The sequence below is a fragment of the Paracoccus homiensis genome (genome assembly GCF_900111675.1).
In the GTDB taxonomy this organism is placed as follows: Bacteria; Pseudomonadota; Alphaproteobacteria; order Rhodobacterales; family Rhodobacteraceae; genus Paracoccus; species Paracoccus homiensis.
Genome location: NZ_FOHO01000011.1, coordinates 58,670 through 76,158, shown reverse-complemented (window position 1 = coordinate 76,158; position 17,489 = coordinate 58,670). Strand labels below are relative to the sequence as shown.

15 protein-coding genes are annotated in these 17,489 nt (G+C 65.0%); 9 read left to right on the top strand and 6 right to left on the bottom strand.

The window, feature by feature from the left end; all coding sequences use genetic code 11:
• Positions 1-59: 59 nt before the first annotated feature.
• Positions 60-731 (top strand): DUF3047 domain-containing protein, encoded by a 672-nt coding sequence (locus tag BMX67_RS14145; RefSeq protein WP_090736315.1) that lies wholly within the window; start codon positions 60-62, stop codon positions 729-731.
• On the opposite strand, the gene BMX67_RS14140 is transcribed toward BMX67_RS14145, so the two are convergent.
• The 5 genes from BMX67_RS14140 to BMX67_RS14120 are packed head-to-tail and all read right to left on the bottom strand — an operon-like array spanning position 728 to position 7,007.
• Positions 728-1,363 carry an ATP-binding cassette domain-containing protein gene (locus tag BMX67_RS14140; RefSeq protein WP_090736312.1) on the bottom strand — a complete coding sequence of 212 codons (636 nt, stop codon included), beginning with the start codon at positions 1,361-1,363 and terminating at the stop codon, positions 728-730. The two genes, BMX67_RS14145 and BMX67_RS14140, sit on opposite strands and share 4 nt — an antisense overlap.
• Positions 1,360-3,063, bottom strand: coding sequence for an ABC transporter permease (locus tag BMX67_RS14135; RefSeq protein WP_090736310.1), 1,704 nt, complete (start codon positions 3,061-3,063; stop codon positions 1,360-1,362). Before BMX67_RS14135 ends, BMX67_RS14140 begins: the two co-directional genes overlap by 4 nt.
• Positions 3,039-4,226 (bottom strand): ABC transporter substrate-binding protein, encoded by a 1,188-nt coding sequence (locus BMX67_RS14130; protein WP_090736307.1) that lies wholly within the window; start codon positions 4,224-4,226, stop codon positions 3,039-3,041. Before BMX67_RS14130 ends, BMX67_RS14135 begins: the two co-directional genes overlap by 25 nt.
• 25 nt (positions 4,227-4,251) lie before the next feature.
• On the bottom strand, positions 4,252-4,857 hold the full coding sequence (locus tag BMX67_RS14125; RefSeq protein WP_090736385.1) for a CDP-alcohol phosphatidyltransferase family protein: 606 nt from the start codon (positions 4,855-4,857) through the stop codon (positions 4,252-4,254).
• A complete protein-coding gene (locus tag BMX67_RS14120; RefSeq protein WP_090736304.1) occupies positions 4,854-7,007 on the bottom strand; it encodes an FAD-dependent oxidoreductase in 2,154 nt (717 codons plus the stop codon). Before BMX67_RS14120 ends, BMX67_RS14125 begins: the two co-directional genes overlap by 4 nt.
• A gap of 248 nt (positions 7,008-7,255) precedes the next feature.
• Between BMX67_RS14120 and BMX67_RS14115 the strand changes: the two genes are divergently transcribed.
• Genes BMX67_RS14115 through arsJ form a run of 3 tightly spaced genes read left to right on the top strand, consistent with a single transcriptional unit; the run spans position 7,256 to position 10,365 of the window.
• Positions 7,256-8,089 carry a metalloregulator ArsR/SmtB family transcription factor gene (locus tag BMX67_RS14115; RefSeq protein ID WP_090736302.1) on the top strand — a complete coding sequence of 278 codons (834 nt, stop codon included), beginning with the start codon at positions 7,256-7,258 and terminating at the stop codon, positions 8,087-8,089.
• Between the two features lie 3 nt (positions 8,090-8,092).
• On the top strand, positions 8,093-9,100 hold the full coding sequence (locus tag BMX67_RS14110) for an ArsJ-associated glyceraldehyde-3-phosphate dehydrogenase (RefSeq protein ID WP_090736299.1): 1,008 nt from the start codon (positions 8,093-8,095) through the stop codon (positions 9,098-9,100).
• Positions 9,101-9,102: 2 nt separating this feature from the next.
• Positions 9,103-10,365, top strand: coding sequence for an organoarsenical effux MFS transporter ArsJ (arsJ, locus tag BMX67_RS14105; RefSeq protein WP_090736297.1), 1,263 nt, complete (start codon positions 9,103-9,105; stop codon positions 10,363-10,365).
• Here arsJ and BMX67_RS14100 read toward each other — a convergent pair.
• On the bottom strand, positions 10,362-11,387 hold the full coding sequence (locus tag BMX67_RS14100; protein ID WP_090736294.1) for a LacI family DNA-binding transcriptional regulator: 1,026 nt from the start codon (positions 11,385-11,387) through the stop codon (positions 10,362-10,364). The two genes, arsJ and BMX67_RS14100, sit on opposite strands and share 4 nt — an antisense overlap.
• 112 nt (positions 11,388-11,499) lie before the next feature.
• On the opposite strand from BMX67_RS14100, the gene BMX67_RS14095 reads away from it, so the two are divergent.
• The 5 genes from BMX67_RS14095 (at position 11,500) to BMX67_RS14075 (ending at position 17,466) form a co-directional block, all read left to right on the top strand.
• Positions 11,500-13,011 carry a tripartite tricarboxylate transporter permease gene (locus BMX67_RS14095; RefSeq protein ID WP_090736291.1) on the top strand — a complete coding sequence of 504 codons (1,512 nt, stop codon included), beginning with the start codon at positions 11,500-11,502 and terminating at the stop codon, positions 13,009-13,011.
• The gene (locus BMX67_RS14090) at positions 13,008-13,463 is read left to right on the top strand and encodes a tripartite tricarboxylate transporter TctB family protein (protein ID WP_090736288.1); all 456 of its coding nucleotides are present in this window, start codon (positions 13,008-13,010) and stop codon (positions 13,461-13,463) included. The genes BMX67_RS14095 and BMX67_RS14090 overlap by 4 nt, the downstream gene beginning before the upstream one ends.
• A gap of 38 nt (positions 13,464-13,501) precedes the next feature.
• The gene (locus tag BMX67_RS14085; protein ID WP_090736286.1) at positions 13,502-14,461 is read left to right on the top strand and encodes a tripartite tricarboxylate transporter substrate binding protein; all 960 of its coding nucleotides are present in this window, start codon (positions 13,502-13,504) and stop codon (positions 14,459-14,461) included.
• Positions 14,462-14,524: 63 nt separating this feature from the next.
• Positions 14,525-15,946, top strand: coding sequence for an acylating sulfoacetaldehyde dehydrogenase (gene sauS / locus BMX67_RS14080; RefSeq protein WP_090736283.1), 1,422 nt, complete (start codon positions 14,525-14,527; stop codon positions 15,944-15,946).
• Entirely contained in the window at positions 15,943-17,466 is a 1,524-nt protein-coding gene (locus BMX67_RS14075) for an AMP-binding protein (protein WP_090736280.1), read from the top strand. Before sauS ends, BMX67_RS14075 begins: the two co-directional genes overlap by 4 nt.
• Positions 17,467-17,489 lie beyond the last annotated feature (23 nt).

The following is a 17,489-nucleotide window of genomic DNA, read 5'->3' as shown; positions in this document are numbered from 1 at the left end:
AACAAATTCCGCCTCGCAGCGTCTTGGAACGAAGGACATCCCCCAGAAGGAGTATCAGGATGCAGCGTCGTTCCTTTCTTGCCGTCACGGCGGCGTCCCTTGTCGCGACCGGTTTCGCCCAAGGCGCACTGGCCCAGCAGACGACCCGCGTGGGTTTCGACAGCGCGTGGCGGACGGTCAATTTTCCGCGGCTGACGCCCACACGCTACGGTCTGGGCGGCGCGGCGCTGTCCATTTCCGGAGACGCCAGTTCGTCGCTGATCTATCGTCCCGCGCCCCAGGCCGCGCGGTCCGCCCGCAGTGCCAGCTGGTCGTGGTCGGTCGAGGAAAGCGTGCCGCCGACGGATCTGTCGCGCAAGGGCGGGGACGATCGCAATGTCTCGCTGTATTTCGTGTTTCTGGATGCAAAGACCGCCGCCGGGCTGTCGCCCGATACCTCGCCCCAGCGGCTGTTGTCCAACCGCTCGGCCCGGACGCTGATCTATGTCTGGGGTGGCAATCATGCGCAGGGCGCGCAGTTGCCCAGCCCTTATCTGCGTGGGCGCGGTGTGACCATCGCGCTGCGTCCGGCAGGCACCGGACAGGCCCGTGCGCAGGTCAATCTGGCCCGCGATTTCGCCAATGCCTTCGGCACCCAGCCCGAGGTTCTGGTCGGGCTGGCCGTTTCGGCCGACAGCGACGATACCGACAGCCGGTTGCGCGCCAGCCTGTCGAATCTGGTCTTGGGCTAGGTCAGCGCGATCACCGGGCCACCTGCCGCATCGGCATCCTGCCGATCATGCGTGACCAGCAAGGCGGGAATTCCGCTGCGGCGAATGGTGGCCATCACGAATTCGCGGATCTCGTGGCGGCGTTCGGGGTCCAGCGCCGAGAACGGCTCATCCAGCAGAACGGCGCGAGGGCGGGCCAGCATCGTCCGCATCAGCGCAACGCGCGCGCGCTGTCCCCCCGACAGCGTCGCGGGATCGCGGTCGCCCAACCCCGCAAGCCCGGCCAGGTCCAGCGCCTTGGCCACGGCGGCCTTGCGCGCGCCGCGGCCGCGCAGCTTCGGCGACAGGCCGAAGGCCAGATTGTCGGCGACCGACAAATGCGGAAACATCACTGCCTGTTGGAACATGACCCCGATATCGCGCCGTTCGGCGGGAAGGTCGGTGATGTCACGCCCGTTCAGAACGACCCGACCCCGCAGTCGGAAACCGGCCTCAAGATGGCCGCCCACCGCGTTCAGCAGCGTCGATTTGCCGACGCCGGACGGTCCGGTCAGGGTGGTGACGGTGCCCGGCGCGACGCTAAGGTTCAGATCGTCGATCAGCGCGTTGCCGTCGGGGTGGCGGATGCCCAGCCCGACCAGATCAAGGCTCATCCCGGTTCTCCTTTCAGGGCGCGGCGGTCGCGGTGCAGAAATGCGGGCAGGATCAGCGCCGCCAGATAGATCAGCCATGGCAGACCCGCCTGCAGCGTGGCGTGCACGGCCGCGACCCGGCGGTCTGATCCCGATGACAGGGCCACGGCCTCGGTCGTGAGGGTCGCGACCCGGCCCCCGCCCAGAAACAGCGTCGGCAGATATTGCGCGATCGACACCGCAAATCCCAGCGCGGCCGCAAGGGACAGCGGCGCGATCAGGACCGGCAGCTTGACCCGCCACAGCCTGCCCCACGGCCCCACGCCAAGCGATGCCGCCGTGCGGGTCAGTTGCGGGTCAAGCGCGGCCCATGCCCCCGCCAGCGCGATCACCAGATAGGGAAAGACGAACAGCACATGCCCCCAGATCACGGCGGCCATCGGGGACAGATCGGCACGCAGCAGCAGGCCCGACAGTCCGATCAGGATCGACAGCTGCGGCAGGACCAGCGGCAGCGCGACCGCCGCGCGCATCCAGCCCTGCAGGCCGGGGCGATCGGCGCGGTCGCTGCCCTCCAGCCACAGCACGGCCAGCAGCATCGCGATCGCAGTCGCGGCCAGCGCGATCCACAGCGCGGTCTGCGCAGCCGGTAGCCAGGCCGATTGCCGCTGCCATGTGGCAAGCGACAGCCGGTCGGGCCACAGATCGGGCCAGCGCCATGAAAACGCGATCGACCATACGGCCAGCGTCACAGCGGCAAGGCCCGCAAGAACCAGCAGCAGGGCCAGCATCGCGACCGGCGCGGCCAAGGCGCGATCCAGACCTTGCCAACGGGCACCACGGCGCAGGATCGCGCGTCCGCACCACCCGGCCAGCCGCATCGCCGCCCACAGGATCGCGGCCGCCAGCGCAGTCAGCCCAAGCTGCATCAGCGCCCCCGCCGAGGCAGGCAGCATCGCGTGCAGGTCGGGGTCGGTGAACAGTCGCGATACCGTCACCGACAGGGTGGGCGGGTTCGACGGGCCAAGGATCAGCGCCATGTCCACGACCGACACCGAAAAGGCCAGCACCACCAGAACCGGCAACCGGATCAGGCGGACCAGTTGCGGCACCAGCAACCACAACCAGACCGCCGCGCGCCCATATCCGAGGGCGCGCGCCGCCGCCATCTGGGCGCGCAGCGGGATCTGGGAAGATGCCGCCAGCAGGATTGCGATCAGGAACGGCGTTTCTTTCAGGATTAGCCCAAGGATCAGCGCCAGCCCCCACGGATCGCCAAGGGTCGCGACATCTGGTGGCCGCGACCAGTCCAGAGCCGGCGCAAGCAGCCGTGCGATCCAGCCCGAAGGCGCGATAACGAAGGCCAGCCCGATCGCCAGCGCGGCATGTGGCACGGCCAGCAGCGGCGCCAGCACCCGGCGCAGTCGCGGCGCATGGCCCTGCAACGCGGCAATCGCGCCAAAGGCAAGGATCAGCGACAGCACGGTTGCCGCCATCCCGGTCCACAGCGACAGGATCACCGAACGCCAAAGCCCCGGTTGGGCCAGCAAGGTCTGCCACGGCGACAGGGACGGCCCCTTTACACCAAGAACGGGCAGATGCCCGAAGCCCGCCATCACGCTGTGGCCCAGCCCGAACAGCACGGGCAGCAGGATCAGCAGCGCGACAAGCGTGCCACCAAGGCCACGCAGCGATCTCACCTTGTGTAGCGGCGCTGCCATGCGTCGGTCAGGCGGGTCGCCCAGCCGGGATGCGGCTCGGCCAGAACCGGACCCAGATCCTGCAAGCTGGGCAAGGCGGGCACGGTGGGCAGGGCGGCGAAGGCCGCAGTCGCCGCATCGTCCAGCCGCGCGGGATCCAGCACCGAAAACGCGCCCAGATTGTCGATATTCTGCATCCGCGCCTGCGTTTCAGGATCCAGAAGCGCATTGGCCAGAACCTTGGCCCCGGCGATGTTGCTGGCATTCGCGGGGATGGCGACGAAGCTGACATTGCCGATGCTGCCTGCGGCCGGAACATGCACGCGCACAGTGTCAGGCAGCAGCCCGTCCGCGATCGCGGCTGCCGCCGACGCAGGGTCGAAGGACATGCCCAGATCGACCTCGCCATCGTTCAGCAATTGCTGCTGGATCGACTCGTTTTCCGGAAAGGACAGGCCGTCGCGCCATAGATGCGGGCGCAGCGCGTCATACCATTCCCACAGAGGCGCGGTGGCGGCGGCAAAGCTGTCATCGTCCGGCGGCAGGGACAGATCGGTGCCTGCGGGTGCCAGCTCGATCAGGGCCTGTTTCAGGAAGGTCGTGCCCATGAAATTCGCGGGGTCGGGATGGGTCACGCGGCCCGGATTGGCGGCGGCCCAATCGACCATTCCGGCCATGTCGGCGGGAGGAGCGGCGATCCGGGCGCTGTCATAGGTGAAGACGAACCGCGCCAGCCGCCAAGGGCTTTCCAGCCCCTCGACCGGGACGGTGAAATCGGCCGTGTTCGCGGACCCCTCGGTCAGGTCCAGATAGCGGGCATTCGGAAGATCGGCAACGAAGGGGCCGTGCAGCAGATCCTGTTCCTTCATCGCCAGAAAATTCGGCCCGTTCAGCCAGATCAGGTCGACCGAACCGCCGCTGTCCCGTCCGGCGGCGCGTTCGGCCAGAACGCGGGCCACGGCGTCCGCGGTATCGGCCAGCCGCACATGGCGCAAGGTCACGTCATGGTCGTCCTGCAACCGATCACCGACCGAGGCGATGAAGTCATTGGTGCGCTGATCGCCGCCCCATGCGTGGAAATAGACCGTCTGGCCGCGCGCCTGATCCAGAACCTGCTGCCAGTCCTCGGCAAGAGCAGGGGTCAGTGACAGGCCAAGGGCAAGGGCGGAAAGAAGCGGTTTCATCGAAAGCTCCGGTCAGGTCAGAATGTCAGCGAAAGGCGGTCCAGCCCTGATGCCAGCGCAGGACGGTGGTCACGGTGCAGGCCGCGGCGAAGATCCAGGCAAACAGCGCGAAACACGCCGGAAACAGGCACATCGCCAGAAACAGCACGATGGTTTCGAACCCCTCGGTCAGGCCGCCCAGATAGTAGATGCCCTTTTGCGGGAACGCCTCGGCGGATTGCCCGCGTTTGCCCGCGATCGACGCAAAGGCCAGAAACGACGACCCCGTGCCCACGAAGGCCGCGATCAGGACTGCGGCGGGCAACCCGTTCGCCACCGGATCATGCAGGGCAAAGCCGACCGGGACCAGCGCGTAGAAGACGAAATCCAGCGCGATGTCCAGAAACGCGCCGCGATCCGTCGGGCCCTGGATGCGGGCAACCGCGCCGTCCAGCCCGTCCATGATGCGGTTCGTGGCGATCAGCAGCAGCGCCAGAAACCACCAGCCCATGGCCAGCGCAGGCACCGCCATCAGGCCGATGACAAACCCCGCGATGCTGATCGTGTCGGCCCGAACGCCCCAACCCGCCAGCAATTCTGCTGGCGGGCGCATGGCGGCGCGCTGTAGGGGTTGCAGCCGTGCGTCGATCATCCGCGCCTCCAATCGTGGAACTTCTTGACCGCGGCCAGAACGCGCGGGTTCACATGATCGCGCCGCCAGGCCCCGGCGGTGGCCTTGTTGGCCTCGGCCCAGGTGGGATAGATGTGGATCGTGCCAAGGATCTTGTTCAGGCCCAGGCCATGTTTCATCGCCAGCACGAATTCCGCGATCAGGTCGCCTCCATGTTCGCCGACGATCGTCGCGCCCAGAATGCGATCCTTGCCCTTGGGCGTCAGCACCTTGACGAAACCGCGCGCGGCGCCGTCAGTGATGGCCCGGTCAAGTTCGGCCAGATCATATTGGGTGACTTCCACCTCGATACCTTTTTCCCGCGCCTCGGTTTCCGACAGGCCGACCCGTGCGACCTCGGGGTCGGTGAAGGTCGCCCAGGGGATCACGCGATAATCGGCCTTGAAGCGTTTGAAGCTGCCGAACAGCGCGTTGACCGAGGCGAACCACGCCTGATGCGATGCCGTATGCGTGAACTGGAACGGCCCCGCAACATCACCCGCAGCCAGAATATTGGGATAGCGCGTTTCAAGGAACTCGTTTGTGTCGATGGTGCGGTCTGCGGCGATGCCCAGCTCTTCCAGTCCGAAACCTTCCAGACGAGCGCTGCGACCGACGGCGACGATGATTTCGTCGAAATGGATGCGGCGCGTCGTCGTGCCATGCTCGACCTCGATCCATTTGCCCTGTTCGGGGTCGATCCCGCAGGCAACGGCCTTGTGGTCGGTCAGGACCTGCACGCCATCGGCCTTGATCGAGGCGGTGACCAGCGCCGAGACCTCGGGATCCTCGCGCATCAGTAGGCGGGGAGCCATCTCGATCTGGGTGACCTCGCTGCCCAGACGGGCAAAGGCCTGGGTCAATTCGCTGCCGATCGGGCCACCGCCCAGCACAACCAGACGCTTTGGTGCGTGATCGCGGCCGCGCAGTTCCGTCCACAGGCTGTCCGAGGTCAGCGGACCCACCTGATCCAGACCCGGCAGCGGCGGCATGAAGGGCCGGGCGCCGGTGGCGATGATGATCGCGCGCGAGGTCAGGCGCCGGGTCTGACCATCGGCATCGGTGATCTCGACGGTCCAGGGGTCGATCAGGCGACCATAGCCCTTCAGAACCTCGACCCCCAGCCCGGTATAACGCTCGACGCTGTCATGGGGGGCGATCTCGGCGATGACATCATGGACGCGGTCCATCACCGCGCCGAAGGGAATGGCCGGGGTGGTGTCGGCCAGGCCATAAGTGCCGGCATGGCGCATCTGATGGGCCAGGGTCGCGCTGCGGATCAGCGCCTTCGAGGGCACACAGCCATAGTTCAGGCAGTCGCCGCCCATCTCGCCGGCTTCGATCAGGGTCACCTTGGCCTTGGTCGCCGCCGCGATATAGGCCGAAACCAACCCGGCCGAGCCGGCGCCGATGACGATCAGGTTGCGGTCGAAGGATTTCGGCTTGGTCCAGCCCTCATGGGCGCGGCGACGCTTCCACAGGCCAAGAACCGCGCGGGCCAGCCACGGGAACACCGCCAGCAGCGCGAACGAGGCCAGAAGCCGCGGCGACACGATGCCCGACAGGCTGTCCAGCGCGGCCAGCTGCGTGCCCGCATTCACATAGACGGCCGTTCCCGCCAGCATCCCCAGCTGGCTGACCCAGTAAAAGGTCCAGGCGCGCAGCGGCGTCAGGCCCATCAGCAGGTTCACCGCGAAGAACGGCACAACCGGGATCAGGCGCAGCGAGAACAGGTAGAAGGCCCCGTCACGCGCCAGCCCGGCCTCGATCCCCTTGGCGCGGGCGCCCAGACGTGCACGCACCCAGTCGCGCAGCAGGTAACGGGCCGCCAGAAAGGCCAGCGTGGCCCCGATGGCCGAGGAAAACGACACGATCAGCAACCCGGTGCCAAAGCCGAACAGCGCACCGGACGCAAGCGTCAGCCAGACCGCGATCGGCAGCGACAGCGCCGTCACCGCGATATACGCCAGCGCGAACAGCAGCCCCACCATCAGCGGATTCCGTTGCTGAAACTCGCCGATCTCGGCGACTTTTTCGCGCAATGTCGAAAGGTCGATATCCTGGCCGCCAAGCATCATCAGCAGCGCAACGATCACGGCCGCCAGGGCCAACAGCAGAACAAGTTTTTTCACGGTATCTCCTTGCCGAAAACTGGGGCGGTCCTTCACGGAGAGGCCGCATTGTTGTGCTAGTCGTTTCCCAAGGGCAATTCGTTACACCACGGACAGCAAAGAACTGTTCCCAAAACCTGTAACGCGCCGAGACCAGGACGGTTCAGACCCGCGATTGGCAGCATATGCGGGCTTTGGCTGGCCCGCTGTCGCGGATCTGTCGCAAAACTTTCACTGGCATGGGCAAATATTTCCGATATTCAGGAAATATGGAAACGAACGATGCCTCTCTTGCCTTCGCCACGCTTGGCCATCCCGGCCGCCTTGCCGTCTTTCGGCTGCTGATGCGTTTTGCCCCGCGTCCCGTGCGCCCGACCGAGATCGCGCAGGCGCTGGGGATCAAGGCCAACACCTTGTCGCATCATCTGGCCGATCTGACCGGCTGTGGCCTGACGCAGGTCCGGCGCGAGGGGCGTTCGCTGTTATATTCGGTCGATCTGGACCGGACCGAAGCCCTTCTGGGCTATCTGGCGCTGGATCTGGGGCGGGCGCGGCCCGACCTGCTGGCACCCATTCTTTCACAAGAGGCACCCATGGCTGAGACTGGCTTCAACGTCCTGTTCATCTGTTCGGGCAATTCGGCGCGTTCGATCTTTGCCGAGGCGCTGTTGCGCGATCTGGGGCAGGGCGGGTTCATCGCCCATTCCGCCGGAACGCGGCCCGGCACCGACCTGAACCCCTTTGCGCTGGAGGTTCTGAAGCGCAATGGCCACCGCATCGACGATCTGCGCGCCAAGCACCTGTCCGAATTTCAGGCCGAGGGCGCCCCGGTGATGGATTTCGTGTTCACCGTCTGCGACACCGCCGCCGCCGAGGAATGCCCCCCTTGGCCCGGCCAGCCGATCACCGGTCATTGGGGTCTGCCCGATCCGGTCAAGGCGCAGGGAACGGACGCCGAAAAGGCGCTGGTCTTTGCCCAGACCTACGGGTCGCTGCGCCGCCGGATCGAGGCATTTTCGGCCCTGCCCATCGCTTCGCTTGACCGCATGTCATTGCAACGCCGGGTCGATCAGATCGATGCCGACGCCCTGTCCAGGGATTAAGCCATGACCAGAATTGCAATAAACGGTCTTGGCCGCATGGGAAAACTGGCCCTGCGCCGGATGATCGATCAGGGGATGGGCGGGCAGATCGTCTTGCTGAACGATGCTGCGGGCGACGCCGAACAGCACGCCATGCTGATGGAATTCGACAGCGTGCATGGGCGTTGGTCCACCCCGGTGGCCGCTGATGGCGATGCCCTTGTCCTTGACGGGCACCGCATTCCGCTGCGCCATGAAACGACCATCGAGGCGTTGCCGCTGGCCGATCTGGGCGTCGATCTGGTCATCGACGCGACTGGTGTTTTCAAGACGGCAGCCAAGATCGACCCCTATTTTCAGGCAGGCGTGCAAAAGGTCGTGGTCAGTGCCCCGGTCAAGGATGGCGGCGCGCTGAACCTGGTCTATGGCGTCAATCACCACCTTTATGACGGAACCCAAAGGATCGTGACGGCGGCCAGCTGTACGACCAATTGCCTTGCGCCGGTGGTGAAGGTGATCCACGAGGAACTTGGCATCCGCCACGGCTCGATCACGACGATCCATGATGTGACGAACACGCAGACCATTGTGGATCGCCCCGCCAAGGACATGCGCCGCGCCCGGTCCGCGCTGACCAACCTGATCCCCACCACAACCGGCAGCGCCACCGCGATCACGCTGATTTATCCTGAACTTGCGGGTCGGCTGAATGGCCATGCCGTGCGGGTGCCGCTGCTGAATGCGTCGCTGACCGATTGCGTCTTCGAGGTCGCGCGCCCAACCAACGTCGACGAGGTGAATGCCCTATTTGCCGCGGCCGCCGAAGGGCCGCTGCGGGGGATCCTGGGCTATGAGACGCGCCCCCTTGTATCGACCGACTATATCAACGATCCGCGCAGCAGCATCGTCGATGCCAGATCGACCATGGTCGTCAACGGCACTCAGGTCAAAATCTATGCGTGGTACGACAATGAATGGGGCTATGCCTGCCGGCTGGTCGATGTCGCGCGCTTGGTGGCGGGATCGCTGTGACAATGGCGGTCCCCGCACATCCGGGCCGCGCCTATGCGGCGGTGACGGCGTCCTACTGGGCCTTCATGTTGTCGGACGGCGCGCTGCGCATGCTGGTGTTGCTGCATTTCAACGGGCTTGGCTTTTCGCCCGTGCATCTGGCCTATCTGTTTCTGCTGTATGAAGTCGCGGGCGTGGTCACGAACCTTGCGGCGGGCTGGCTGGCGGCGCGTTTTGGTCTGGCGGCGACGCTGTATGCGGGGCTGGGTATCCAGATCGCCGCGCTGGCGGTTCTGGCCCAGTTGGACCCGGCCTGGGGGGTGACGGCATCCGTCATCTTCGTGATGGCGGTGCAGGGCGCATCGGGCGTGGCCAAGGATCTGGCCAAGATGTCGTCGAAATCGGCGGTCAAGGTGCTGGCCCCGGCGGCGGAGGGCGGGCTGTTTCGATGGGTCGCGATCCTGACCGGATCCAAGAACGCGGTGAAGGGGCTTGGGTTCTTTCTGGGCGCGGCGCTTCTGGCGCTGGCCGGGTTTCAGGCGGCGATCTGCGGCATGGCGGCGGTTCTGGCGGTCATCCTGCTGGCGGTCGCGCTGTTTCTGCCGCCGGGCTTGCCGGGGCGGATGAAGGGCGCGGACGCATGGTCGGGATGGCGGTCGCGGGATGCGCGGGTCAACCGGCTGTCGTTGGCGCGGATGTTCCTGTTCGGGGCCCGCGACATCTGGTTCGTGGTCGGCATCCCGATCTATTTCCACGCGGTCCTGTCGGATGGAACTGCCGAAGGTCGGCGCGAGGCGTTCTTTCTTGTCGGCAGCTTCATGGCGCTGTGGATCATCCTTTACGGTGCCGTGCAGGCTGCGGCCCCCCGTATCCTTGGCGGTGCGTGGCGATCCCTGGACCAGATCGCCGGGGACGCGGTGCGTTGGGCGGGGCGGCTGGTGCCGATCCCATTCCTGCTGGCGCTGGCGGTGATCCTTGCCGGGCAGCCCGCGCCCTGGCTGACCCTGCTGCTGGTTCTGGGATTGCTGGCCTTCGGCTTTGTTTTCGCGATCAATTCCTCGGTCCATTCCTATCTGATCCTGGCTTTTGGGCAGGCCGACCGGATCACGCGCGATGTCGGGTTCTACTATATGGCAAATGCGGCGGGCAGGCTGATCGGGACGCTGCTGTCCGGGCTTAGCTACCAGATCGGGGGACTGGCGCTGTGCCTTGCCTGCGCGGGGGCGATGGCCGCGGCCAGTTTCTGGGTCGCGCGGGGCCTGATCGTCCCAAGGCCCGAACCCTAGACCACGGCGGCTGTCGTCCCGCGGATGATGCAGTCCACGTCACATTGGATGCGGAACGGGTCAGCATCGTCGCTGGTGATGTAATCCGTGAACTTCGTGCCGGCCAGCTGGCCGATGGACTCGGCCGGGATGCGGATCGTGGTCAGCCCCGGTTCGACATCGGCCGAGCCCTTGAAATCGCCGATGCCGATGATCGACAGCTGGTCGGGAACCCGCAATCCAAGGCTTTGCGCGGCGTATAACGCGCCCTGTGCGATCACGTCATTGCCGCATAGCAGCGCGGTCGGACGTTCGGGGCCGGACAGCAGCGTCCTTGCCGCCTGTTTCGCCTGCGACAGGCTGTAAGGGGCCTGCGTTTCGTGATCTTCGGGAACGGTGACACCGGCGGCGGCCAGTGCCTGATGCGCGGCGGCAAGCCGGTTCTGGGCCCGGTCATTGCCATTGGGATCGGGAAAGATCAGCCCGATCCGCCGATGCCCCAGATCCAGCAGGTGCTGCGCCGCCATCCGCCCGGCCTGACGATTATCCGCCCCCACGCAGGGCAGGGGCGAATCCTCGGCATAGTTCCAGATTGCCAGTGCCGGGGTCTGCTGCTGCTGGATCAGGCGCAGCGTGGCATCGGAATGCTGCAACCCGACCAGCGCCACCCCGTCGACGCGATGTTCCAGAAGCTTGCGCACCATCGCGTATTCGCGATCAAGGTCATAGCCATGCGAGGCCAGCAGCAGGCTGAACCCGGCCTTGTCGATCGACACCGAGAACGCCTGAATCACCTCGGCAAAGATGGCGTGGTTGATCGTGGGGACGACCAGCCCGATCGTTCCCGACCGTTTGCCATGCATGGTCTGGGCCGCGCGGTTGCGCAGATAGCCCAGTTTCTGGACCGCCTTGCTGATCTTCTTTCGCGTCACGGGATTGACCAGATCGGGGTGGTTGAAGCTGCGCGATACCGTCGAAGGCGACACTTTCGCAGCCTTTGCGACGGCGACTATATCTACCTTAGCTTTTTGATATTCATTCATAATATCGCCTTCAATCGGTCATTTTATGAAAACATTTGCAATACTATTTTCATCTCCTAGGCTGGTTTGTCAACAAAGCCGGGAATGTGAACCGAAGGGTGGGGAGGACCTGATGGAATTCATATATTATTTTGGAGATGTGTTTACGCCGCTGTCGTTCATGCTGTTGCTGGGGGGGACCATTGGCGGCTTGATCCTGGGCGCGACGCCGGGCCTGTCGCCGACCATGGCGGTGGCGCTGCTGATCCCCTTCACCTTTCAGCTTGAGGCGGTGCAGGGTCTGATCCTGCTGGGCGCGGCCTATACCTCGACGGTGGCGGGGGGTGCCGTCAGCGCCATCCTTCTGAAAATTCCAGGTGCGCCAGCCAATATCGCCACAACGCTGGACGGTCACGCCATGGCCAAGAAGGGTCAGGGCGCACGTGCGCTGCAACTGTCCTTTCTGTCCTCGGCGGTCGGCGGCGTTCTGGGTGTTCTGCTGCTGATCTTCCTGACACCGCTGCTGGCGACCTGGGCGCTGGCTTTCGGGCCGTCGCATCTGTTCTGGCTGGCCATTCTGGGCGTCACGGTGATCGGCACGCTGGATTCCGCCTCGGTGGTCAAGGGGCTGCTGTCGGGATGTATCGGACTGTGGCTGGCGACGATCGGCTTCGACGATGTCATGGGCGCGCAGCGATTCATCTTTCATCCGTCGCTTGGCGGCGGGATCAACATCATCGCCGCGCTGATCGGGCTGTTCGCGATCCCGCAGGTGCTGACCATGTTCGCCAAGGGCCGCCACGACAACGGCGCCGAGGTCATCGAGGTACAGCGCCATTCGGTTTTTGCCGCGATGCGTGAACTGACAACGCGGGTCCGCGCGCTGAGCATCGGCACCACGATCGGGGCGGTCATCGGGCTGATCCCCGGCGTGGGCGGCCAGATCGCCGGGCTGGTCGCCTATGACCAGACCAAGAAATTCTCGTCCGAGAAGGAAAAATTCGGCACCGGTCATTCCGAAGGCGTGATCGCGGCCGAGGCGGCGAACAATGCCATGGTCGGTCCTTCGCTGGTGCCGCTGCTGACCCTGTCGATTCCGGGCAGCCCGACGGCGGCCGTGCTGTTGGGCGGGCTGCTGATCCACGGCATCTTTCCGGGGTCGGATCTGTTCGACAACCACCCCGACGTGGCCTGGACCTTCATCAATTCGATGCTGATCGGTCAGATCCTGATGTGCGTGTTCGGCCTTTATGTCGCCGGGCTTGCCGCCCGCGTGGCGCAGGTGCCGCAATCGGTGATGGCGGCCATCGTTCTGGCGCTGTCGGTGTTCGGGGCATATTCGGTGCAGGGCTCGATGGGCGATGTCTATATCATGGCCTGCCTTGGCATCGGGATGTATTTCCTGGAGCGGTTCGGCTTTTCGGCGGCACCGCTGGTTCTGGGCCTGATCCTTGGGCCGATCGCGGAATCCAACTTCGTGCAGGGCGGCATGATCGCCGACGCCACTGTCGGTCGCGCGTCCTATTTCCTGACCGGCGGGCTGAACATGCTGCTGATCTCGGTCGTGCTGGCGTCCATCGCCTATTCGGCCTGGATGGAGCTGCGCCACCGTCGCTATACCACCAAAGAAGAGGCCTACGCATGAACCGCTCGCAACATGTCGTCGGATCGGGGCTGGTCTTTGCCGTGGGCATTCTGGTCACCTGGATCAGCTTTACCCAGCAACCGGCACAGGCCTTCCTGTTCCCCCGCCTGATCGCCACCGTGTTCGTCGTGCTTGCCGGCTGGACCTTCGGCAAGGCGGTGATGGGTCTGTCGAAGGTCGGCAACGGGGTTTCGGCCGCGATGTTCCTGAACATGCTGCCGGGCCTGATCGTCATGGTCGTCTATCTGTTCTGGGGGGCGGGCGCGCTGGGGTTCTATACCGCGACGGCGCTGGCATTCTTCGTGCTGCTGTCGATCTATGACCCCGCGCCCCATGACGAGCCACGGACCTGGGTCAGTCGTGCCGTCATCACCGCAGGCTTCGTGGCGGTGATGTACGGGCTCTTTTCCGAACTTCTGAATGTCTACACGCCAAAGGAAATTCTGTTCTGACGTTCGCGCGTCTGAACCCAAAACGGGAGGAAACGCAGATGAAACGACTGATTGCCGGGGCGGCACTGGCCCTGCTGGGTTTGACCGGTCCAATTCAGGCCGACGAATATCCGGACCGTCCGATCATGATGATGGTCAGCTATGGCGCGGGGGGCGCGACCGATTTTCAGGCGCGGATCGTCACCATGACCGCCGCGAATGAGGATGCGCTGGGTGCCCCCATCGCCATCATCAACAAGCCCGGTGCGGGCGGGCGGGTCGGCTGGAACTGGTTTGCGACGCAGGCCGATCCGGACGGTTACACGCTGGCGGTCTATAATGCCCCGCATTTCATCGCGCAGGCGATCAAGGGCGGCGTATCCTATGACACCGACAGCTTCGAGCCGATCGCGAACTGGGGCGCCGACCCGGCGGTCTTCGTTGTCGGCGCGGACAGCCCGTTCAATTCGATGGCCGATGCCATGGCCTATGCCAAGGAAAATCCGGGCAAGCTGACGGTATCGGGGGCGGGGCTGTTTGTAGGACACCACATCGCGGCACTTCAGATCGACAAGGCCTCGGGGACCAAGATGGCCTATATTCCCACCGCGGGCGGCGGCGCTGCGGCGATGAAGGCCGTCATCGCGGGCGAGGTGATGGCCGGGATCAACAATCTGTCCGACGCCTATCGCGCCCAGCAGGCAGGCAATGTGAAGATCCTGGCCGTGGCCGATCTGGAACGCCACGCCTTTCTGCCCGATGTTCCAACCATGCGGGAAGAGGGGCTGGATGTGGACGCATCCTCGGTCAATTTCCGGGGGGTGATGGTGCCTAAGGGGACCCCGCCCGAGGTGATCGACAAGCTGTCGGAAACGGTCACGCAGATGTTCGCCAGCGAGGAAGTCGCCCAGAAGATGAGCGCGGGCGGCGCCCCCATACATGTCATGAACCGCGAGGAAGTCGCCAGGATGTGGGCCGAACGGCAGCAGACATTGAAGGAACTTCTGGCCGGCCTCTGACGCAAGAGGTCGCATCACGGGCGGCATGCCTGCCGCCCCGCATCACGAAAATCGAGGATCAAGATGAACGTTGAGGACGGGATTTCGTATGAAATCGCTGAAGTGGACCGGCTCGTCGCGCGTGCACGAACGGCCCAGACAGCTTTCGAGGCGGGCGGCAGTCAGGCGCTGTATGACAAGGCGGCATTGGCGGTCGGATGGGCCATCATGGAACCACGGCGCAACGAGGCCTTGGCCAGACTGGCGGTCGAGACGACGGGGCTGGGCAATGTCCCCGACAAGATCACCAAGAACCACCGCAAGACGCTTGGCCTGTTGCGCGATATCGCGGGCGTGACCACCTTCGGCACCATCAGCGATGATCCGCAGACCGGCATCACCGAGATCGCGCGCCCGATCGGTGTGATCGGTGCGGTCGTGCCCTCGACCAACCCGGCGGCGACGCCGGCCAACAATATCATCAATGCGCTGAAGGGCGGCAACGCGATCGTGGTCGCGCCCTCGCCCAAGGGTGTCGCCTCTTGCGAGATGCTGATCGGCTTTATCCATGTCGAGTTCGACAAGCTGGGCCTTGACCGCGATCTGGTCCAGATGCTGCCCGCGCCGGGGTCGAAGGCCAAGACGCAGCGGCTGATGGAAACGGTGGATCGGGTCATCTGCACCGGCAGCCAGAACAATGTGCATCGCGCACAGTCCTGTGGCACGCCCGCCGTTGCGGTGGGGGCGGGCAATGTGACGGTGATCGTCGATGAAACCGCCGATCTGCGCGACGCGGCGGCCAAGATCGCCGCCTCGAAATGCTTTGACAACGCGACCTCCTGTTCGTCCGAAAACGCGGTGGTCGTGGTCGATGCGGTCTATGACGATTTCGTGGCGGCCATGGCGGCCGAGGGTGGTGCGCTGGTGCCATCGGGGGATGCCGATGACGTCATCGCGCGGCTATGGCCCGACGGGCATCTGAACCGCGACGTCATCGCACAGGATGCCGACCGGATGCTGGAGGCCCTGGGCATGACCGCCAGGGTTCCGGCGGGCACCCGGTTCCTGGCGGTCGAGACCGACGGCATCGGGCCGGATCATCCGCTGTCGGGTGAAAAGCTAAGCCGGGTTCTGGCGCTGTATCGCGCCGCAGATTTCGACGCCGCAAAGGCGACGGCGGCGCGCATCCTGTCCTATCAGGGCGCGGGCCATTCCATCGGCATTCATACGGGGGATGACGCCCGCGCCGTCGGGCTGGGCCGCGACATGCCCACCTGCCGTGTCATCGTCAATCAGGCGCATACCTTCGCGACCGGCGGCAGCTTCACCAACGGGATGCCGTTTTCGCTGTCGATGGGCTGCGGCAGCTGGGGTGGCAATTCGATCGATACCAACCTGCATTGGCGACATTTCATCCAGACCACCAAGATCGTCCGCGCGATCGCGCCCCGCGAACCGTCACTGGATGAGATTTTCGCGGGCTACTGGTCGGAGGCAGGGCAATGATGACACCCCCAGAAGGCACGGTCCGCGACTGGCTGGACCAGCGCGCGGCACAGGGCGGAACCGGGTTCGTCTTTCCCGACGGGCAGCCGGATCTTGGCTGGGATCAGCTGCGGCAGGGCGCGGGCGCTGTCGCCGCGCGCCTGACGGATCTGGGCATCGCCAAGGGTGAAAGCGTCGCCATCCTGTATCCGAACTGCCGCGAGGCGCTGCTGGTCTTGTTCGGCGTCCTTTACGGCGGCTTTCGGGCGACGATGATCAATCTTGTCGCGGGCGACAGCGCCGTGGCCTATGCGCTGGACCACAGCGACGCGCGGTTCGCCTTTGTCCATGACAGCCAGCTGGACCTGTTTGCCCGAACCGCAGATCGCGACCGGATCGCGCGGGTGCCGGCGCCGGATCAGAACGAGCCGCAAGGGCAGGGCGATCTGCATGATCTGTCGCCCGGCGATGACGCGCTGCTGATGTATACCTCGGGGACGACGGGACGTCCCAAGGGCGTGGTCCACACCCATGCCAGCCTGCTGGCGGGCGGCTGGACGACCGCGGTGGCACATGATCTGACCGATGCGGATCGCGGGTTCTGCGTGCTGCCGATCTATCACATCAACGGCCTGTGCGTGACGGTGATGGGGACGCTTGTTTCGGGCGGATCGCTGGCCATGTGCGAGAAATTCTCGGCCAGTCGGTTCTGGGACAATCTGGGCAAGACGGGGGCGACCTGGTTTTCGGTCGTGCCGACGATCATATCGCATCTTCTGCATTCCGATCTGGCCCCGGATGCCGACACGCGTCAGCGGGTCCGCTTTGGCCGCTCGGCCTCGTCGCCGCTGGCCCCTGACGTTCAGCGCGCCTTCGAGGACAGGTTCGGCATTCCCATCGTCGAGACGATGGGCCTGACGGAAACCGCGGCGCAGATCCTGTCGAACCCCCTGCCGCCGGGTGTGCGCAAGATCGGATCGCCGGGTATCGCGTTCGGCAATGAGGTCGCGATCTTCGACACGCGGATGCAGCCGGTTCCGCCCGGCACCGAGGGCGAGCTGGTCATTCGCGGCCCGAACGTGATGTCTGAATATCTGAAGAACCCCGAGGCGACCGAAGGGACCTTCACCTCGGACGGGTGGCTGCGGACCGGCGATCTGGCGCGGATGGATGCCGATGGCTATGTGTTCGTGACTGGCCGCCTGAAGGAACTGATCATCAAGGGCGGCGAAAACATCGCCCCGCGTGAAATCGACGAGGCGCTGTATTCCCATCCCGACGTGATCGAGGCCGCGGCCTTTGCCCGCCCCTGCGCCAGCTATGGCGAAACGGTCGAGGCGGCGGTGAAGATTCGCGAAGGGTCCAGTCTGACGGCGCTGGATCTGTCGCAGATCTGCCATGACAAGCTGGGCCGTTTCAAATCGCCGGATATGGTGCATGTGCTGCTGGAACTGCCCAAGGGCCCGTCGGGCAAGATCCAGCGCAATCGCATCCTTGAGATTGTCGGCGAAAAGACCTTGGCGGCCCAGCCCGAACCGTGATGGCTGTGCGGCGCCGGTGGCCG